We start from the raw sequence: 13,975 nt of genomic DNA, 5'->3' as shown, positions 1-13,975 counted from the left end.
GTTGTAATAATTAAAAATTGTATTTCAGAGTAACCACAAAATTTCTCCCTGGCTCGTACATATAATATCTTAGCCTGTTCAGATATTCGCGGTACTCTGTGTTAAATAGGTTGTTGATTCTGAAATTAAAATTCAGATTTTTAAATAAGTTAGCTCCAATTGAAGCATTAAATAAAGTATAAGCCGCAGGTGTAGAACTGAAATCAACTGTTTCATTATACTCCACACCGTCTTTAATAAAAGTAACCGGAAGATTTCTTATTGGAAAACGATTTTGTTTAAATGTATTTTCGTTCTCCAAAGCGATATAAAAATTCTTTGGTTTATTAAGCGTCAACTCGATTGAATTTCTAAGTTTTGCCGGCATCATTAGAATCAATGGCTCATTATTAGAAAGGTCGGCACCTCTCAAAATACTGAAACCTGATTTCCATTTCAGATTATTCAAAATCGACAACTCTGCATCAGCATCAACTCCAATCATTCTGGCTTTGATTTGCTGATAAGTCCAAACTGGAAAAACACCTCTATTGGTATTAAGAACACTGCTTGGAACTTGATTCACAAAACTGTCAGAATACATCAAGTAAGGATTGATTTCCAAATGTAATCCTCTCATTACATCAAAATGACCTGCTAATGAAAGATTAATATTATAAATCGTTTCTTTCTTGACATTCAGATTTCCTTCTTCCATAATGGCTGCAGAATGATGCAATCCATCCGAGAAAAGTTCTGCAGGATTGGGTGTTCTTTCAGCTCTTGATAAATTAAGTCTAAATTCATAATCCTGAGTCGGTTTATAATCCAAACCAAGATTAGCTGACAAATTATGATAATCCAAAATTGGTCTTGTCAAAGTTCTGCTGCCAGATTCCTGCACAAAAAATTGTGGGAAAATTGCGGCATAATTGGCTTCCCATTTATCAGAATCATAATATTTATAAGAATCATATCTGCTGAAGTCATATCTTACAGCAGCTTCCGCATTCAGTTTAGAATTGAATTTATATTTAAAAACAGAAAAAGCACCTGCATCATATCTATAATAATCCGGAATTAGACGTCTGGCTTTGGTCGCAGGATTTGGATAATTGTCCTGATATCCTACTGAGATTCCACTTTCCAAACTCCAATTGGAACGTTCCAGCAGATGAACCAAACTCGCCGAATGGGTGATGAGTCTCAAATCCATAGAAGGTAACTCATTCAGTTCGCCTCTTCGGATATCATATTCTTTTCTTCTGTTAAGCTGAAAGCTATATTGAAAAGTCAGTTTTCCGAAATCTGCAAAACGTCTGTAAGCTGTCAGTTTTGCAATATGATGTTCCACTTCTTGCTTCGGATGGTCTATATCATAACTGAAGTTGTCCAAAAAGTAAGGCTGTCCAAAATTAACGGCATTATAAAAATCCTCGGGACTTGACAAATGTGCACCCTTGTAAATCCCGAATTCCTGATTGGTTCCACTATACGACACATCAAAACCTTGCAGAAAACTACGCTTCCCGAACGAGAAATTAAATGAATTAAATTCCATTCCGGTATTTTGCAACGTATGATGTGGCACATACTCGTCACCCGTTTTTCTATAGCTTCCGCCTGCTTTTACAAACCATTGGTTTTCCCAGGCTTTGAGAACATTAGCCCCAATTTCTCCGCCTCTTCCATTAGAAATCCCTGAAAGCCTCACATTTCCCATCACGGTATCTTTCTTTGGCAGATTCGCAGGCTCTAGAATGACAACACCGCCAACACCTTCATTCCCGTACTTCAAAGCGGATGCACCTTTCACAACATCAATATGTTCAAAATCATTGACATCGATATTTGGGGCGTGCTCTACACCCCATTCCTGTTCCGCCATTTTCACACCGTTGTTTACGATAGAAATTCGGCTTCCATACAAGCCTCGGATGACAGGTTTTGTGATATTATTTCCTGTTTTCAAAGCTGATACTCCAGAAATTTTTGATAAAAGATTCCCAAGATTTTCCGTGGAATTCCTCTCTATTTCTGCTTTGTCCAGCGTTCTCAAAATCACAGAACCTTTGTTTTTATGATTGCCGTGAATTGTTACACCTTGGATTTCGTTGCTGTGATGTTCCAAGGTAATTGCCAAATGAACATCCTTTGTAACTCCTACATTTTCAGTATAATCATTACAATCAGGATGTTTTGCAATGAGTTTGTACTGACCTGCAGGAATTTGCTTAAAAGAAAACTTTCCCGTTTTATCTGTTTTGGTGGAGAATTCTCCGATTTTTACCACAGCATTTTCCAACATCGTTTTGTCGTGAAAATCCTGAACAGTCCCTTGAACAGTATATGTTTTCTGTGCGTTTGTAATTGCCAATCCACAAAAGATGAACAATAAACTATATATCAATTTCATTGTAAAATAAAAGATTGCATACTTTTCTTTTTAAAAAAGTATCTATAAAAAAATCTTGAAATTTGTTTTAATTATCGACGGATTCGCACAAATAAAAATGTACAAATTATAATTAAGTACTTAACAGAAAATAAATAACTGAATGTAATCCTTTTCTATTTTCTTTCATCTACTTAACACCATTTTATCTTTTAATATTGGCTCCGATAGGAGCAGTATGTTTGTAGTAGATTATTGAACGTGTAAGAAAGAACTCCGGAGGAGTTCAATATTTACCAATAGATTCTAAGCACAAATTGTATAATATCCAAAACAAACCCAAAGGCTCATTTTTTCATTAATAAAAATAAAATAGTCGATAAAGCGTAATTATGAAATTGATGGAGGACCTCGAAGCTGAAAGGTGTATTTGGTCGCTGACCATATTTTTTCCTGTACAGAAAAAGTTTGTTGTGCTTCGTTGGTATGGTTTTCAAAATGAAAAACGAATTCTTCCGGAACCAATGAGTTTCCAGTAGCTAGAAAATGACAAGCCAAACAGTCTCCGGATTGACTTTTGGAAACTTCTTTGGAAATGCTTTTCTCCGTTTTTTTGAATCCTGAATCTCTGAAGTAAGATTCGCCTTCGTGATTGTGTAATTTTGAAGAAAACAAAGCCACAAAAAGATACATCGCGGCAAAAAATACCGAGATAAAATTCTTAACAGCTTTGTTCTTTCTGATTAACATCAATGCAAATGTAGAATATTTTTTGTGAAAAATACAGATTATGTTAAATCCTATTTCTCTTCTTCAAAATACAAACGGTAATATTTCCCTTTGTCATCTTGTCCGGTTTCCAATTTATCTCTGTCGCCGTGGATATAGATATGGAAATTTTTATCGAGTTTGATGATGGATTTAAAATGTCTCTGCTGCTTCTTAACCGCCTGATTATTAATTGGAAAATCTTCTGAAATCGAGATTTGCATATCGTTTTCATAATCCGATTTGAAGTTAGAGAAACTTTCTATCACATTATCATCCACCAACACTTCTTTTACAAAATCATCGTATTTGAACTCTTCTTTATCTTTGAAGAAATTGATAGACTTGTTCAAGAAATCTGCTTGGTCTGCTTTGGAAACTTCGTATTCTTCCGGTAATTTTTGGGTAATGAAATCTTTGTAAACAGACAAAGTTTCCTGTGTATGGAAGTACTCGTTGTCGCGTTGTTTTACTTTTAGGAAATCCTCGAACCAGTAATACATATCGCCGTTTTTGTTATTATCTACAACTGACAAAACGTAGCCACTTTCTTTTTCGCTGTTATAAATCAAAGCCGCCTTATCAATCTTGGATAAACTGATTCCGAAATCTCTTTCGATTTCAAAAGATTCGTCCTGAGGATTGATTTTCAAAAAACCTTCTCTTTTTTCAGTTTTGAAAATCCCGATAGAATCCGTCTTTTCACTTTTACCATCCGCAGACTCAAAAATTTCGCCTTCAAAATAAACCAGAAACATCTCACCCGCCTGAACTCTCGGATTCTCCGCCGCTTCAAATAGATGCTTAGCAATATTCTCAGATTCCCATTGGAACTTGGCTTTATCTTCAAAAATCTCCGACACAGCACTGTAAACAGGATTGTTTACCAAATAAGAATCACTGTAAAACTGAAATTGTTCTTCAGATTTAAAAGCACTGATGAAGTAATTCCCCAGCAATTCTTTCATCTCCTCATCCAGCTGTAGCTCCTCCTGAGAAAGCGTTAGAGATTCTCCATTGATTTTATTCCCGACTCTGTGAACTGTAATTTTTGAAAACATTATTTTTTGAAAATTTTTAATATTTTAGTTTTTTTTGCATTTTCTAACAAAACATTGGGTCTTATAGCTGAATTAAAATTATGAATTTCCAAAAATTCATTTTCCATTAATTCAACAATTTCAACATATTTTGTTAAAACTTTTTCGTTAAATTCCTCTTCTCTTAAATTATCATCCTCTACAAACTCTAATATATTCATCATTAGTAAAGCAGAATGTTCATCAGAATCTATTAATGTATAATTAACCGTACTTTCAAATAATTTAAATAAAATTCTTTTATATGCTATATATCTTTGAGTATTTTCGACCTGTTCCTGTCTTCCATCCGGAGTAATCCCTCTTGCTCCAACAGCAACGAAAGAACAACCTGGATATTCTCCCTCTAATATTGGAATAACCTGAATACAAGTATGTAAAACAGACCAAACCTCATTACTTTTCGTCAGAAATGAAAATCTATTTTTTGAATCCTTATGATTTTTATCGTAAAATTTTAATGCTAAAATATTCTTATCAAAAACTTCACATTCTAGAAAATACGTAATTTTTGATTTATCAGATTTAAAAACAAAAAGATGAGCTATCAATTGCCCATCTCTATAAATTTTTCGATGATTTCTAATAGGATATATCTTCATTATTTTAATGAAAGATTAGTCCAAAGTCTTTTGTAAGGATTATAAAATCTTAATTCTTTTGCATCACTTAATCTAGTAACCTTATCAGTCCCTACTGGTTTCCATTTTAATCTGTCTGCTTTTTTTTGTGAAGCAAGACTACCTGAATTGGAGATTTTGCTTGTTTTCATTTTATTTAAATCTTGTCCGCAAATATATGCAATTTTTTTACCATTATATATTAGTTTGCGTTTTTAATCAAAAAAGATAAAATTTACATTACTTTATCCTCTAAATTAATTATAAAATATAATTAAAATTACTAAACATAGAATTTTAAATCTTTTTCTTAGAAATCAGATTGAAATACCCCATACTTATCCAGTTCTCACACTCGGGGATTACTTTTAATTTTTCATGACGTAAACCTGTTCTATATTTTGGATTTCGTTTTTATTCAGATGAGAGGTTTTCTCAAGTTTTACAAGGAACGAAGCCACTTCCTCTTTAAAAGCAGGCGAGCCAATATTCTCACCTTTATCATCAAAAGAATCTGCCAACACTTCTCCTTTTGGACTTAGCATCAACCAAAATGGCAGTCCGGCAGTTTCTCCTTTATACTTGTTCATCAATTCCTGTCCGCCAGGATTTTCCAATTTTTTCTTTTCACCACGTTCCTGAACATCTACATAAGCTGTCAAATAATTGTTATCGAAAAGAGGTTTTGTAGTGGGGAGATTCATATTGTTTTCCATCAGTTTGCACCAGCCACACCAAGAAGCGTGGAATATCAAAAGAACATTTTTATTTTCTGTCTTAGCTTGAGTAAGTGCATTGCCTAGAACTATATCTGCTTTCTCCTGAGCCAATCCAAACTGCATGGCGAACAAAGCGATGACGATAATCAATTTTGAAATCTTCATTAATAATATTTTTAGTATAAACGAATTTAGGAAGTATTTCTCTTCAAAAAAAAAACCCAGCCGAAGCTGGGTAAAAACTAATAACCATGAAAACTCAAATTAAACATGAGAATCGCTTCAATTGGAAGCAACAACCAAGCCACACGGTCTTAATTTTATCACAACAAATGTTATAATTATGTTAAAATTAAAATTATACTTTTTTTCCCAATGAAAAAAAATCCCCAAGCTTTCATCTTGATAATTCAACTTTTGTCAGTAAAAACATTAAGGATAAAAAAATTAAAAAATAAGTCCTAATTCCTTGAAATAGCCCTCAATTTCTTTGTCTAATTCAGAGCGTCTGGCTTCCAAAGACTTAATTTCCTGCATTACAGTTTGTATATCAATCGGCTCTTCGTCTATATGAGTACTTACATAACGGGAAATATTAAGGTTATAGCCATTTTCTTCAATCTCACTCATAGGAACTCTTCTGGAATACCTTTCTTCCTCATTACGGAACTGATAAGTTTCAACGATTTTGTCGATATCATTAGGTTCCCCGTTTTCGCCCTCACGCAGACGGTTTTGTCGTTTGTCCTTTTTATAGCATTCGCTTGCATTGATGAACAAAACATCATCAAATCTTTTGCATTTTTTCAAAACCAGAATACAAACCGGGATATCTGTGGAAAAGAATAAGTTTGAAGGGAGTCCAATTACGGTACCTATGTGGTTGTCTTTCAATAATTTGGTTCGGATACATTCTTCAGCACCACTTCGGAACAATACACCGTGCGGAAGGATTATTGCCATAGTCCCCTCATTGGAAAGATAATGAAATCCGTGAATCAAAAATGCAAAATCGGCCGCTGATTTGGGCGCCAAACCATAACTTTTGAAACGAAAATCATCTGCCAGACTATCATTAGGTTCCCATTTTAAACTAAACGGAGGATTAGCCACAATCCCGTCACATTCGATTTTTTTGGTAGGATTCATTTCATTCAGCATATCCCAATCATTGGTAAGCGTATCACCGTGGTGAATCTCAAATTCGGTATCTTTTACCCCGTGTAGCAGCATATTCATACGGGCAAGGTTATAGGTAGTGATATTTTTTTCCTGTCCGTATATTTTTCCGATGTGCCCGCCGCTTTCTTCTAATTGCCTACGTACATTTAATAGCAAAGAACCTGAACCACAAGCGAAATCAAATACTTTATCTAATTTTTTCTTTTCTCCCAATGCAGGATTCTGGCTATCTAAAATTACAATTTTAGATAAAATGGTAGACATCTGTTGCGGGGTATAGAATTCACCTGCTTTTTTTCCTGAACCAGCAGCAAACTGTCCGATAAGATATTCGTAAGCATCTCCTAAGATGTCCGTATCTGTAGAAAAAACCGCAATTCCTTCAGCAATTTTCTGGATAATGGTACAAAGCTTTTTGTTTCTTTCAGGAGCTGTTTTGCCCAATTTTTCGGAATTGAGGTTGATTTCCGAAAATAATCCCTGGAACGCACTTTCGAAAGATTCATTTTCGATATAGCGGAAGCCTGCTTCCTGTGTTACGAGTAAATCATCATTTTGGGTTCTGGCAAGCTCAGAAATATTACTCCATAAATGTTGCGGTTTTATGACATAGTGGATTTTCCGACGCATCTGTTTTTCGAAATCAGGCACATCTGCTTCGTTGGCTTTATACCAAATCCCTAAAGCAGTTGATTTATCACCTTCTTTTAATTGAGTATAATCTTTCCCTAATTCTTTCTTTGCCGCTTCTTCATAATTATCCGACAGATAACGGAGGAATAAAAATGAAAGCATATAATCGCGGAAATCATCTGCGTTCATTGCTCAACGCAGTTGGTCGGCTATTTCCCAAAGGGTCTTACCCAATTGTTGTTGTTGTTGCTTTAATGTCATGATTATTTTATTTCTTCATCGAGTACTTCGGGTAAATAAAATTCATATTTCCTGTATGCCGCACATGTATGGGGAGCTATTTTTGGAGAAGTCAAGTAGGGAAAGTAACAAACGATAATTATTAATTACTAAATCGCTGTAAACTATTTGTTTACAGCGATTTTTTATTTTAGGTAATTTTTAATAATGCTTCATTTTAATCGTTTTTTATTATATTTTTGTATCATATTTGTACCGCGAACTAATTGGATATAATGTGCGCCTTATGCGTTTTAACAAAAAGCTATTTAAAATAAAATTAATTCTAAACTATAATAAATATTCAAAAAAAATATAAACATTTATATAATTAAAATCACAAGCGTATCAACTATGCACAACCAACAAAAAAATAAACTTTTTTAGCAAGGTATACTATATTTGAAAAATACACATTGTAGAAAATTCGACCGCAATCTATTAGTAGTGAAACTGATATTTTATCAAAACCCACCTTTAAACAAGTAATTATCTTCTGATATGACGATATTATTTTTTTCCATTAACATCTTATTGTCGGGGGTTTACTAGTTATTTTATAACTATAAACATAATCTTAATATAAATCTCATAAATCTATCAAAACAATTAGTTTTCCTGAATGGCAATGCATTCTATTTCGATGCTTGCATTTCTTGGTAATGACTTTATCTCAACTGTACTGCGTGCCGGAAAGCGGTTTTTGAAATAATGATTATATATCTTATTTACTGTTTCAAACTGTTTCATATCTGTAATGAATATGGTGGTTTTGACAATATGATCAAAATCGGAATGATTGTCCTTGAGAATAGTTTTTAAGTTTTCAAAAATCTGTACTATTTGTTCTTCAAAACCTTCTTTTAAGCGGTTTGTTTTTGGATCTATTCCTATCTGGCCCGATACAAACACTAAATTTTCATAGCTGGTTGAATGGCTGTAGGGACCTATGGCTTTTGGTAAATCCGTATGTTTTACTGCTACAATCTGTTTATTTGTACTGCATGACAACAATGTCAGGGCTAAGAAAAGTAATATAAATCTGTGCATTTTAATTCATTTAATATTAAAAAAGAGGTTAGCTTTTTAGACTAACCTCATACTATAATTATCCTATTTTTTGATGAAGTTTAATAATTCGGTATTAAATTTATCCAACTCTTCGATGAACAAGGCATGACCGCTTTTTTCAAAAGGAACTAAAGTTGAGTTTTTAAGCAAAATATTCATTTGTTCGGTAAGATCATAAGAACAGATTTTATCTAACTTACCGTGTAAGATTAAAGTAGGAATTGTTATTTTCTTCAAATCATTACGCAAATCGCTATCTCTCAGAGTTTTTAATCCTTCAGCCATTGCATAAGGTGATGCCTGAGCCTGAATGCCTCCCAACCAAGCGCCATGACCTTGAGAAACGCTGGTCTCATTGGCTGGAAATATCTTACCGAATGTAGCAAATAATTCTGGACGGTTAGTGTTGTTCAGATTGATCAAACCATTAACATCTTCTTTAGTCCACAGGCCATAATTAAAGTCTGCACGTTTTGTCCAGATCGGTGCTGCCGCTCCAAATAATGCCATCTTGGAAACGTGTGCAGCATTGTATTTGGCCACATAGTGAATCACTGTAGCGCCACCCATGGAAAATCCGCCGATAGTCGCATTTTTAATATTCAATTTGTCCAAAACAACCTTGATATCATCTGCAAATACATCATAATTATATTTGCCTCCCGGCTTATCAGATAACCCGAATCCTCTTAAGGTGATACCAATCACACGATATCCTTTTTGAATAAAATCGGCATACTGATATTCGTACATGGCATCACTCAAGGGCCATCCGTGGATCAAGACAATAGGTTCTCCCTCACCAAGGTCGGTCACATGTAGTTTCACATTTTTCTCTACTTCAATATATTCTTCTCTGCCATAAGATGCAGGCGTTCTCTTCGTTTGTGATAAAACTGTATTTGAAATTAATGTTGTAAATAATACGACTGCTAAAATTAAATTTTTCATGTTTCTTTAAATATTTATTATTGTTGTTATTTTTGACACTACAAAGTTGCTCTTATTCCTCAGGCCTTCCAATGGACGGCTTTCGCTTTGAATTGTACTTTTTGCCTCTCTTGATTTCTATTCTTTTATAAATGATAGGATATCCTCGTTGATGACATCGGCATTAATAGTGGGCATTCCGTGGGAGAAGCCCGGATATATGATCAGCTTGCTGTTTTTCAAAAGCTCAGCGGCTTTAACAGCTGTGGTTGCATAAGGCACAATTTGATCATCGTCACCATGCAATACCAACACAGGTATTTCTACACTTTTTAGATCTTCAGTAAAATCGGTCTCCGAAAATACTTTGATACAATCATACTGCGCCTTGATACCACCCATCATTCCCTGTCTCCACCAGTTGTCCTGTATTCCTTTTTTAATAACCGCATCTTCCCTATTGTAACCATAGAACGGAACTGTAAGATCCTGGTAGAACTGTTGTCTGTTATGACGTGTATTATGGCGGATATCGTCAAAAACTGCAAGTGGCACCCCTTCCGGATTATTGGTATCAGCAATCATATAAGGTGTAATTGCGCTGATCAAAACCACTTTGGATACCCGGTCTTTTCCGTTTTGGGCGGCATACCTGATCGCCTCGCCACCACCTGTTGAATGCCCTACATGGATAACATCCCTTAGATCCAGGAACTCTACCAGTTCTGCAACATCAGCTGCATAAGTATCCATGTCATTTCCCTTATAGGTTTGAGTGGATCTTCCGTGACCTCTTCTATCATGGGAGATTACTCTAAATCCTTTTTCAAGGAAAAACATCATCTGAGCATCCCAGTCATCGGATGATAATGGCCATCCATGGTGAAAAAATATCGGCTGTCCTTCACCTAAATCTTTGAAATAAATTTCTGTTCCGTCTTTTACTGTAAACTTGTTCATGTCTTTATTATTTAATGTTGTTTTATTTTAACATTGCAAAGTTGGGGTAAATTCAGGGGCCTATCAATGGATGGTTTTCGCTTTGAATTGCACTTTTTCCCCCGACGAAGGTTATTTGGTGTTAGATAGCATTATCTACAGTTCGAAAGGGTATAATAATGCAAAAAGCACAACCCAACAGGTTGTGCTTTTTGCATTATTTGATAACGCTCTATTTAAACTGTTTTCTAAAGTTCGTTGGTGATATTCCGGTATGTTTTGTGAAAAAACGGACAAAGTACGCATCGTCCTCATAATTCAGGCTGTAGGCAACTTCTTTCACATTCATGGTGGTATGTGCTAAAAGGCGCTTGCTTTCCAGAATTATCCGGTTTTTTATAATATCATTTGGCGTTTCTTTACTGACCATGCTTATTTTTTTGCTGAGGTTCTTTGGTGTAATACAGAGCATGTCAGCATAGTCGGCCACAGTGTGATGCGTTTTAAAATGCTGTTCAACCAATTTGCTGAATTTCCGCAAAAACTGTACGTCAGCCTGTTGCACGCTGTCAGATAATTGGTGCTGTTGCTTCCAGATCCTTGTCGATTTTAATATAATCAGTTTTAACAATGTTCTCAGCATCTCTTCAGTACTAGAATCTTCGTTCCCCAGTTCGGACTGAATATCGCTTATGATCTTTTGGATCTCAACAGACTGCTCTTCGTTTAAACTGATAAAAGGAATCTCAAATACATTATTGTATAAAATACCATCGCAGGCAACTTCATGATCGTGAATTTCTACACAATAAAAATCTTTGTTAAAATGCATCAGTTGTCCACCTATAGTTTCACAGGGCTTTAAAATCACATGTGGATTAATAAACAATAAGGCATCGGTTTTCATGGCTATCTCCTGAAAGTCGACCTGGATGATTGCATTTTTTGGGATAAACAGGACTTTAATATGCTCGTATATTTTATTCAGGGAATCGTTCTGAGCCGAGGCTTTGCTGAATTCCAGCTTACCAAATTTCTTATATGAAAATTCTTTTATCATTTAATGATTTAAAAGATTATTATGTAGATATCTTTAGTCAAAAATTCTGCTGTAAAAATAGATAATAAAATATCAAAAATGCGATAGTATTTCGTGTTTACTCAACAATGCAAGATGTTTTAGTTTACATCCAGCCAATTAATGGACATTAAATAGATTATTTCACTGTAACAGTACTCATTTACCCACCATTGACCAGGTACTATTACTTTTTTGAATACAAGTAATGGTTTATCTTTTTTACAATATAGGTAGCAAGTTCGGAAGCTCTAATCTTGCCAATATTTTTTGCGAAATGATTTTTTCCTGTCGGAACCCAAAGTACTTCACCTGCTGTCAGGATAATAGGTTTTTTGCCTTCCCAATTGCTTTCTTAAGGGTTGGTGACATCGTTCCGGAAATAACTGTTCCTATGATCTAATGGCTCTCATTCCAAATTTCGTAGCCATGACGAGGAATTCCTTTATCAGCCATTTCAAACCCTACCAACTTTTTGGATACTCCTTTTTCTTTTTGGATTTTTAAAAATCCACTATGAACAAAGTCTTTATTAAATTTAGTAATCTAGCCTAGTCCAGCTTCTAAAGGAGAAGTATAATCATCAATATCATTCCCATACAAACAGTAGCCCATTTCCAAACGTAATGTATCTCTGGCTCCTAAACCTATCGGTTCTATTCCTTCTTCTTTTCCTTCTTCAAAAATAACGGATATTGAAAATCAATTAGTTATGTTTTTATGGTACAAATATGATACGAAATTAACGAATATAAACAAACGTATTTATTGAACATTTCCTCATAATATTAGCTTATGATTATTTAATTTACTCATTATCTTTGTTCTTTAGTAAGTTGCTGATGCCACATTTTTATGAAAGGTATCTGTTTTTTATTCTTTTCTGAATCCAAACTGGTGCGTATTTCAATTGAGACATTAATACTTTTTCGTCTATTTTCTTAATATAGACTGTAAGTTTTTCCTCAAAATCTTCTGAAATATTTTTCTCTCTTGTAATTTTATACGCTTGAATGATGAGCTGAAGCAATTCATCCTTAACCGCTAAATTTCTTGGGGCAGTTTTCTTAAATTTAATGATGCTTTTTCTTATTTTAATTTCTCTTTGCGCACCATCTGTAAGATAAACCGCGTGTAGCGGAATTTGGTTAGAAAGCCCCAACAAATACATTGCCATCGCTCCCGTAGGTGCAATTCTGGCTTTATCTCTTTTCGCAATTTCCTTTGCAATTTCTTCGCTGCTTGGATAGACCGTTCCTAAAAGCTCATCTTTCTTAGGAACCAAATAAATTCCGTGAGCCAACCGAACCAAAACTCCCTGCTCTTCCAACCGCCTTAGAACCTACCGAATATTCTCCGCAGAGCCAAACTTCAGAAAGTCTTCTGCGAAAAATATTTTTCCCTTAGATGATTTCTTAATCTTGGTTTCTATATGATTATGAGTAGTTTGCACAGTTTCTATGAATTAATATTGTCACAAATTTAGTAAATATTTGTGACAAAATATGGTTTATAAATCTTTAATCATAATACATTAGCGCAACACCTCGTCTTTTGGCAAATTCCTGCAGTATGATTATTCAAAACAAACCTTATTTATTCAAATGCTTTGCAATAGCGGTGTTTAGCAAATGTTCTTTTTTCCGAAGCTGTTTAGAAAAAATTTTGCTATCGAAAATTTTTTCACACCTTTTAATATAGCTAAAATAGTTTGATTTATTTTTATTTACAGATGGTTTAACGATCATTGAGAACTCATCTCTCGCATTTTTCACAAGAAATGTTCTATTCCGAAACGTCTGTTTAATTTCTCCATTCTCCCCATCTAAATCTCGTAACGGTTTTTTGTATAATTTTTTAATTTGATTTTTAAACACTGCTTTTGGAATATTCGGATTTTTGTTTCTTATTGCTCGATTAGATCTTCGTCGAACAATAGAAATTAGTCTTCTATAAAATTTAGCAATATTTGTTGATTTTATACAAGTATTGTATCCTCGAAATTCAAATCCAAGGTATATTAAAGGCGCGTCTTTCCTTACATTACCTTCAACTTGCTTAAAGGAAGTTAGTCTACTATTTTGTTCTTGATTGTATATTGATTTTCTAAAAACGAAAGATTCGGTTTTTGAAGAACTTATTTTTAGATTGCTTTGTTTAATAAGATTTTCAACATAATTTTTTATGTATATCCGTTTTTACTCATATCGCTGTAATATTAGCAATAATGAGCCTTTCGAAGAGTTTGTCACCAAAATATCTTCGGTTTAGCTTATAGATAA

12 protein-coding genes and 1 pseudogene are annotated in these 13,975 nt (G+C 34.3%); all 13 read right to left on the bottom strand.

Going from position 1 to position 13,975, the window contains the following annotated elements:
- Positions 1–10: 10 nt before the first annotated feature.
- Entirely contained in the window at positions 11–2,395 is a 2,385-nt protein-coding gene (locus tag DRF58_RS03580; RefSeq protein ID WP_116032935.1) for a TonB-dependent receptor, read from the bottom strand.
- A 369-nt stretch (positions 2,396–2,764) separates the two neighbouring features.
- On the bottom strand, positions 2,765–3,124 hold the full coding sequence (locus tag DRF58_RS03575) for a hypothetical protein (RefSeq protein ID WP_116032932.1): 360 nt from the start codon (positions 3,122–3,124) through the stop codon (positions 2,765–2,767).
- A gap of 50 nt (positions 3,125–3,174) precedes the next feature.
- Entirely contained in the window at positions 3,175–4,203 is a 1,029-nt protein-coding gene (locus DRF58_RS03570; RefSeq protein ID WP_116032931.1) for a nucleoid-associated protein, read from the bottom strand.
- Positions 4,203–4,844 carry a hypothetical protein gene (locus tag DRF58_RS03565; protein ID WP_116032928.1) on the bottom strand — a complete coding sequence of 214 codons (642 nt, stop codon included), beginning with the start codon at positions 4,842–4,844 and terminating at the stop codon, positions 4,203–4,205. The genes DRF58_RS03570 and DRF58_RS03565 overlap by 1 nt, the downstream gene beginning before the upstream one ends.
- Entirely contained in the window at positions 4,844–5,014 is a 171-nt protein-coding gene (locus DRF58_RS18345; protein WP_157966702.1) for a hypothetical protein, read from the bottom strand. Before DRF58_RS18345 ends, DRF58_RS03565 begins: the two co-directional genes overlap by 1 nt.
- Before the next feature lie 216 nt (positions 5,015–5,230).
- Positions 5,231–5,746, bottom strand: coding sequence for a thioredoxin family protein (locus DRF58_RS03560; RefSeq protein WP_116032926.1), 516 nt, complete (start codon positions 5,744–5,746; stop codon positions 5,231–5,233).
- Positions 5,747–6,028: 282 nt separating this feature from the next.
- The gene (locus DRF58_RS03555) at positions 6,029–7,585 is read right to left on the bottom strand and encodes a type I restriction-modification system subunit M (protein WP_245955358.1); all 1,557 of its coding nucleotides are present in this window, start codon (positions 7,583–7,585) and stop codon (positions 6,029–6,031) included.
- Positions 7,586–8,284: 699 nt separating this feature from the next.
- Complete coding sequence (locus DRF58_RS03550) at positions 8,285–8,725, bottom strand: Rid family detoxifying hydrolase (protein WP_116032923.1); 441 nt, start codon at positions 8,723–8,725, stop codon at positions 8,285–8,287.
- Positions 8,726–8,788: 63 nt separating this feature from the next.
- Positions 8,789–9,697 (bottom strand): alpha/beta fold hydrolase, encoded by a 909-nt coding sequence (locus tag DRF58_RS03545; protein WP_116032920.1) that lies wholly within the window; start codon positions 9,695–9,697, stop codon positions 8,789–8,791.
- A gap of 117 nt (positions 9,698–9,814) precedes the next feature.
- Entirely contained in the window at positions 9,815–10,636 is an 822-nt protein-coding gene (locus DRF58_RS03540) for an alpha/beta fold hydrolase (protein WP_116032918.1), read from the bottom strand.
- 211 nt (positions 10,637–10,847) lie between these two features.
- A complete protein-coding gene (locus DRF58_RS03535; protein ID WP_116032915.1) occupies positions 10,848–11,675 on the bottom strand; it encodes a helix-turn-helix domain-containing protein in 828 nt (275 codons plus the stop codon).
- Between the two features lie 420 nt (positions 11,676–12,095).
- A pseudogene (locus DRF58_RS03530) lies at positions 12,096–12,380 on the bottom strand (glycine cleavage system aminomethyltransferase GcvT); the annotation flags it as partial.
- 166 nt (positions 12,381–12,546) lie between these two features.
- Positions 12,547–13,023 carry a DUF6088 family protein gene (locus tag DRF58_RS03525; RefSeq protein ID WP_116032912.1) on the bottom strand — a complete coding sequence of 159 codons (477 nt, stop codon included), beginning with the start codon at positions 13,021–13,023 and terminating at the stop codon, positions 12,547–12,549.
- Positions 13,024–13,975: the final 952 nt, after the last annotated feature.

The organism is Epilithonimonas hispanica, from assembly GCF_003385395.1.
Classification (GTDB): domain Bacteria; phylum Bacteroidota; class Bacteroidia; order Flavobacteriales; family Weeksellaceae; genus Epilithonimonas; species Epilithonimonas hispanica.
The sequence above is the reverse complement of the archived record's forward strand: the minus strand, read 5'-3'. Positions and strand labels throughout refer to the sequence as shown.

Coding starts and splice junctions, on each gene's coding strand:
- DRF58_RS03580 (WP_116032935.1), bottom strand. CDS start 2,395: ATGAAATTGATATATAGTTTATTGTTCATCTTTTGTGGATTGGCAATT.
- DRF58_RS03575 (WP_116032932.1), bottom strand. CDS start 3,124: ATGTTAATCAGAAAGAACAAAGCTGTTAAGAATTTTATCTCGGTATTT.
- DRF58_RS03570 (WP_116032931.1), bottom strand. CDS start 4,203: ATGTTTTCAAAAATTACAGTTCACAGAGTCGGGAATAAAATCAATGGA.
- DRF58_RS03565 (WP_116032928.1), bottom strand. CDS start 4,844: ATGAAGATATATCCTATTAGAAATCATCGAAAAATTTATAGAGATGGG.
- DRF58_RS18345 (WP_157966702.1), bottom strand. CDS start 5,014: ATGAAAACAAGCAAAATCTCCAATTCAGGTAGTCTTGCTTCACAAAAA.
- DRF58_RS03560 (WP_116032926.1), bottom strand. CDS start 5,746: ATGAAGATTTCAAAATTGATTATCGTCATCGCTTTGTTCGCCATGCAG.
- DRF58_RS03555 (WP_245955358.1), bottom strand. CDS start 7,585: ATGAACGCAGATGATTTCCGCGATTATATGCTTTCATTTTTATTCCTC.
- DRF58_RS03550 (WP_116032923.1), bottom strand. CDS start 8,725: ATGCACAGATTTATATTACTTTTCTTAGCCCTGACATTGTTGTCATGC.
- DRF58_RS03545 (WP_116032920.1), bottom strand. CDS start 9,697: ATGAAAAATTTAATTTTAGCAGTCGTATTATTTACAACATTAATTTCA.
- DRF58_RS03540 (WP_116032918.1), bottom strand. CDS start 10,636: ATGAACAAGTTTACAGTAAAAGACGGAACAGAAATTTATTTCAAAGAT.
- DRF58_RS03535 (WP_116032915.1), bottom strand. CDS start 11,675: ATGATAAAAGAATTTTCATATAAGAAATTTGGTAAGCTGGAATTCAGC.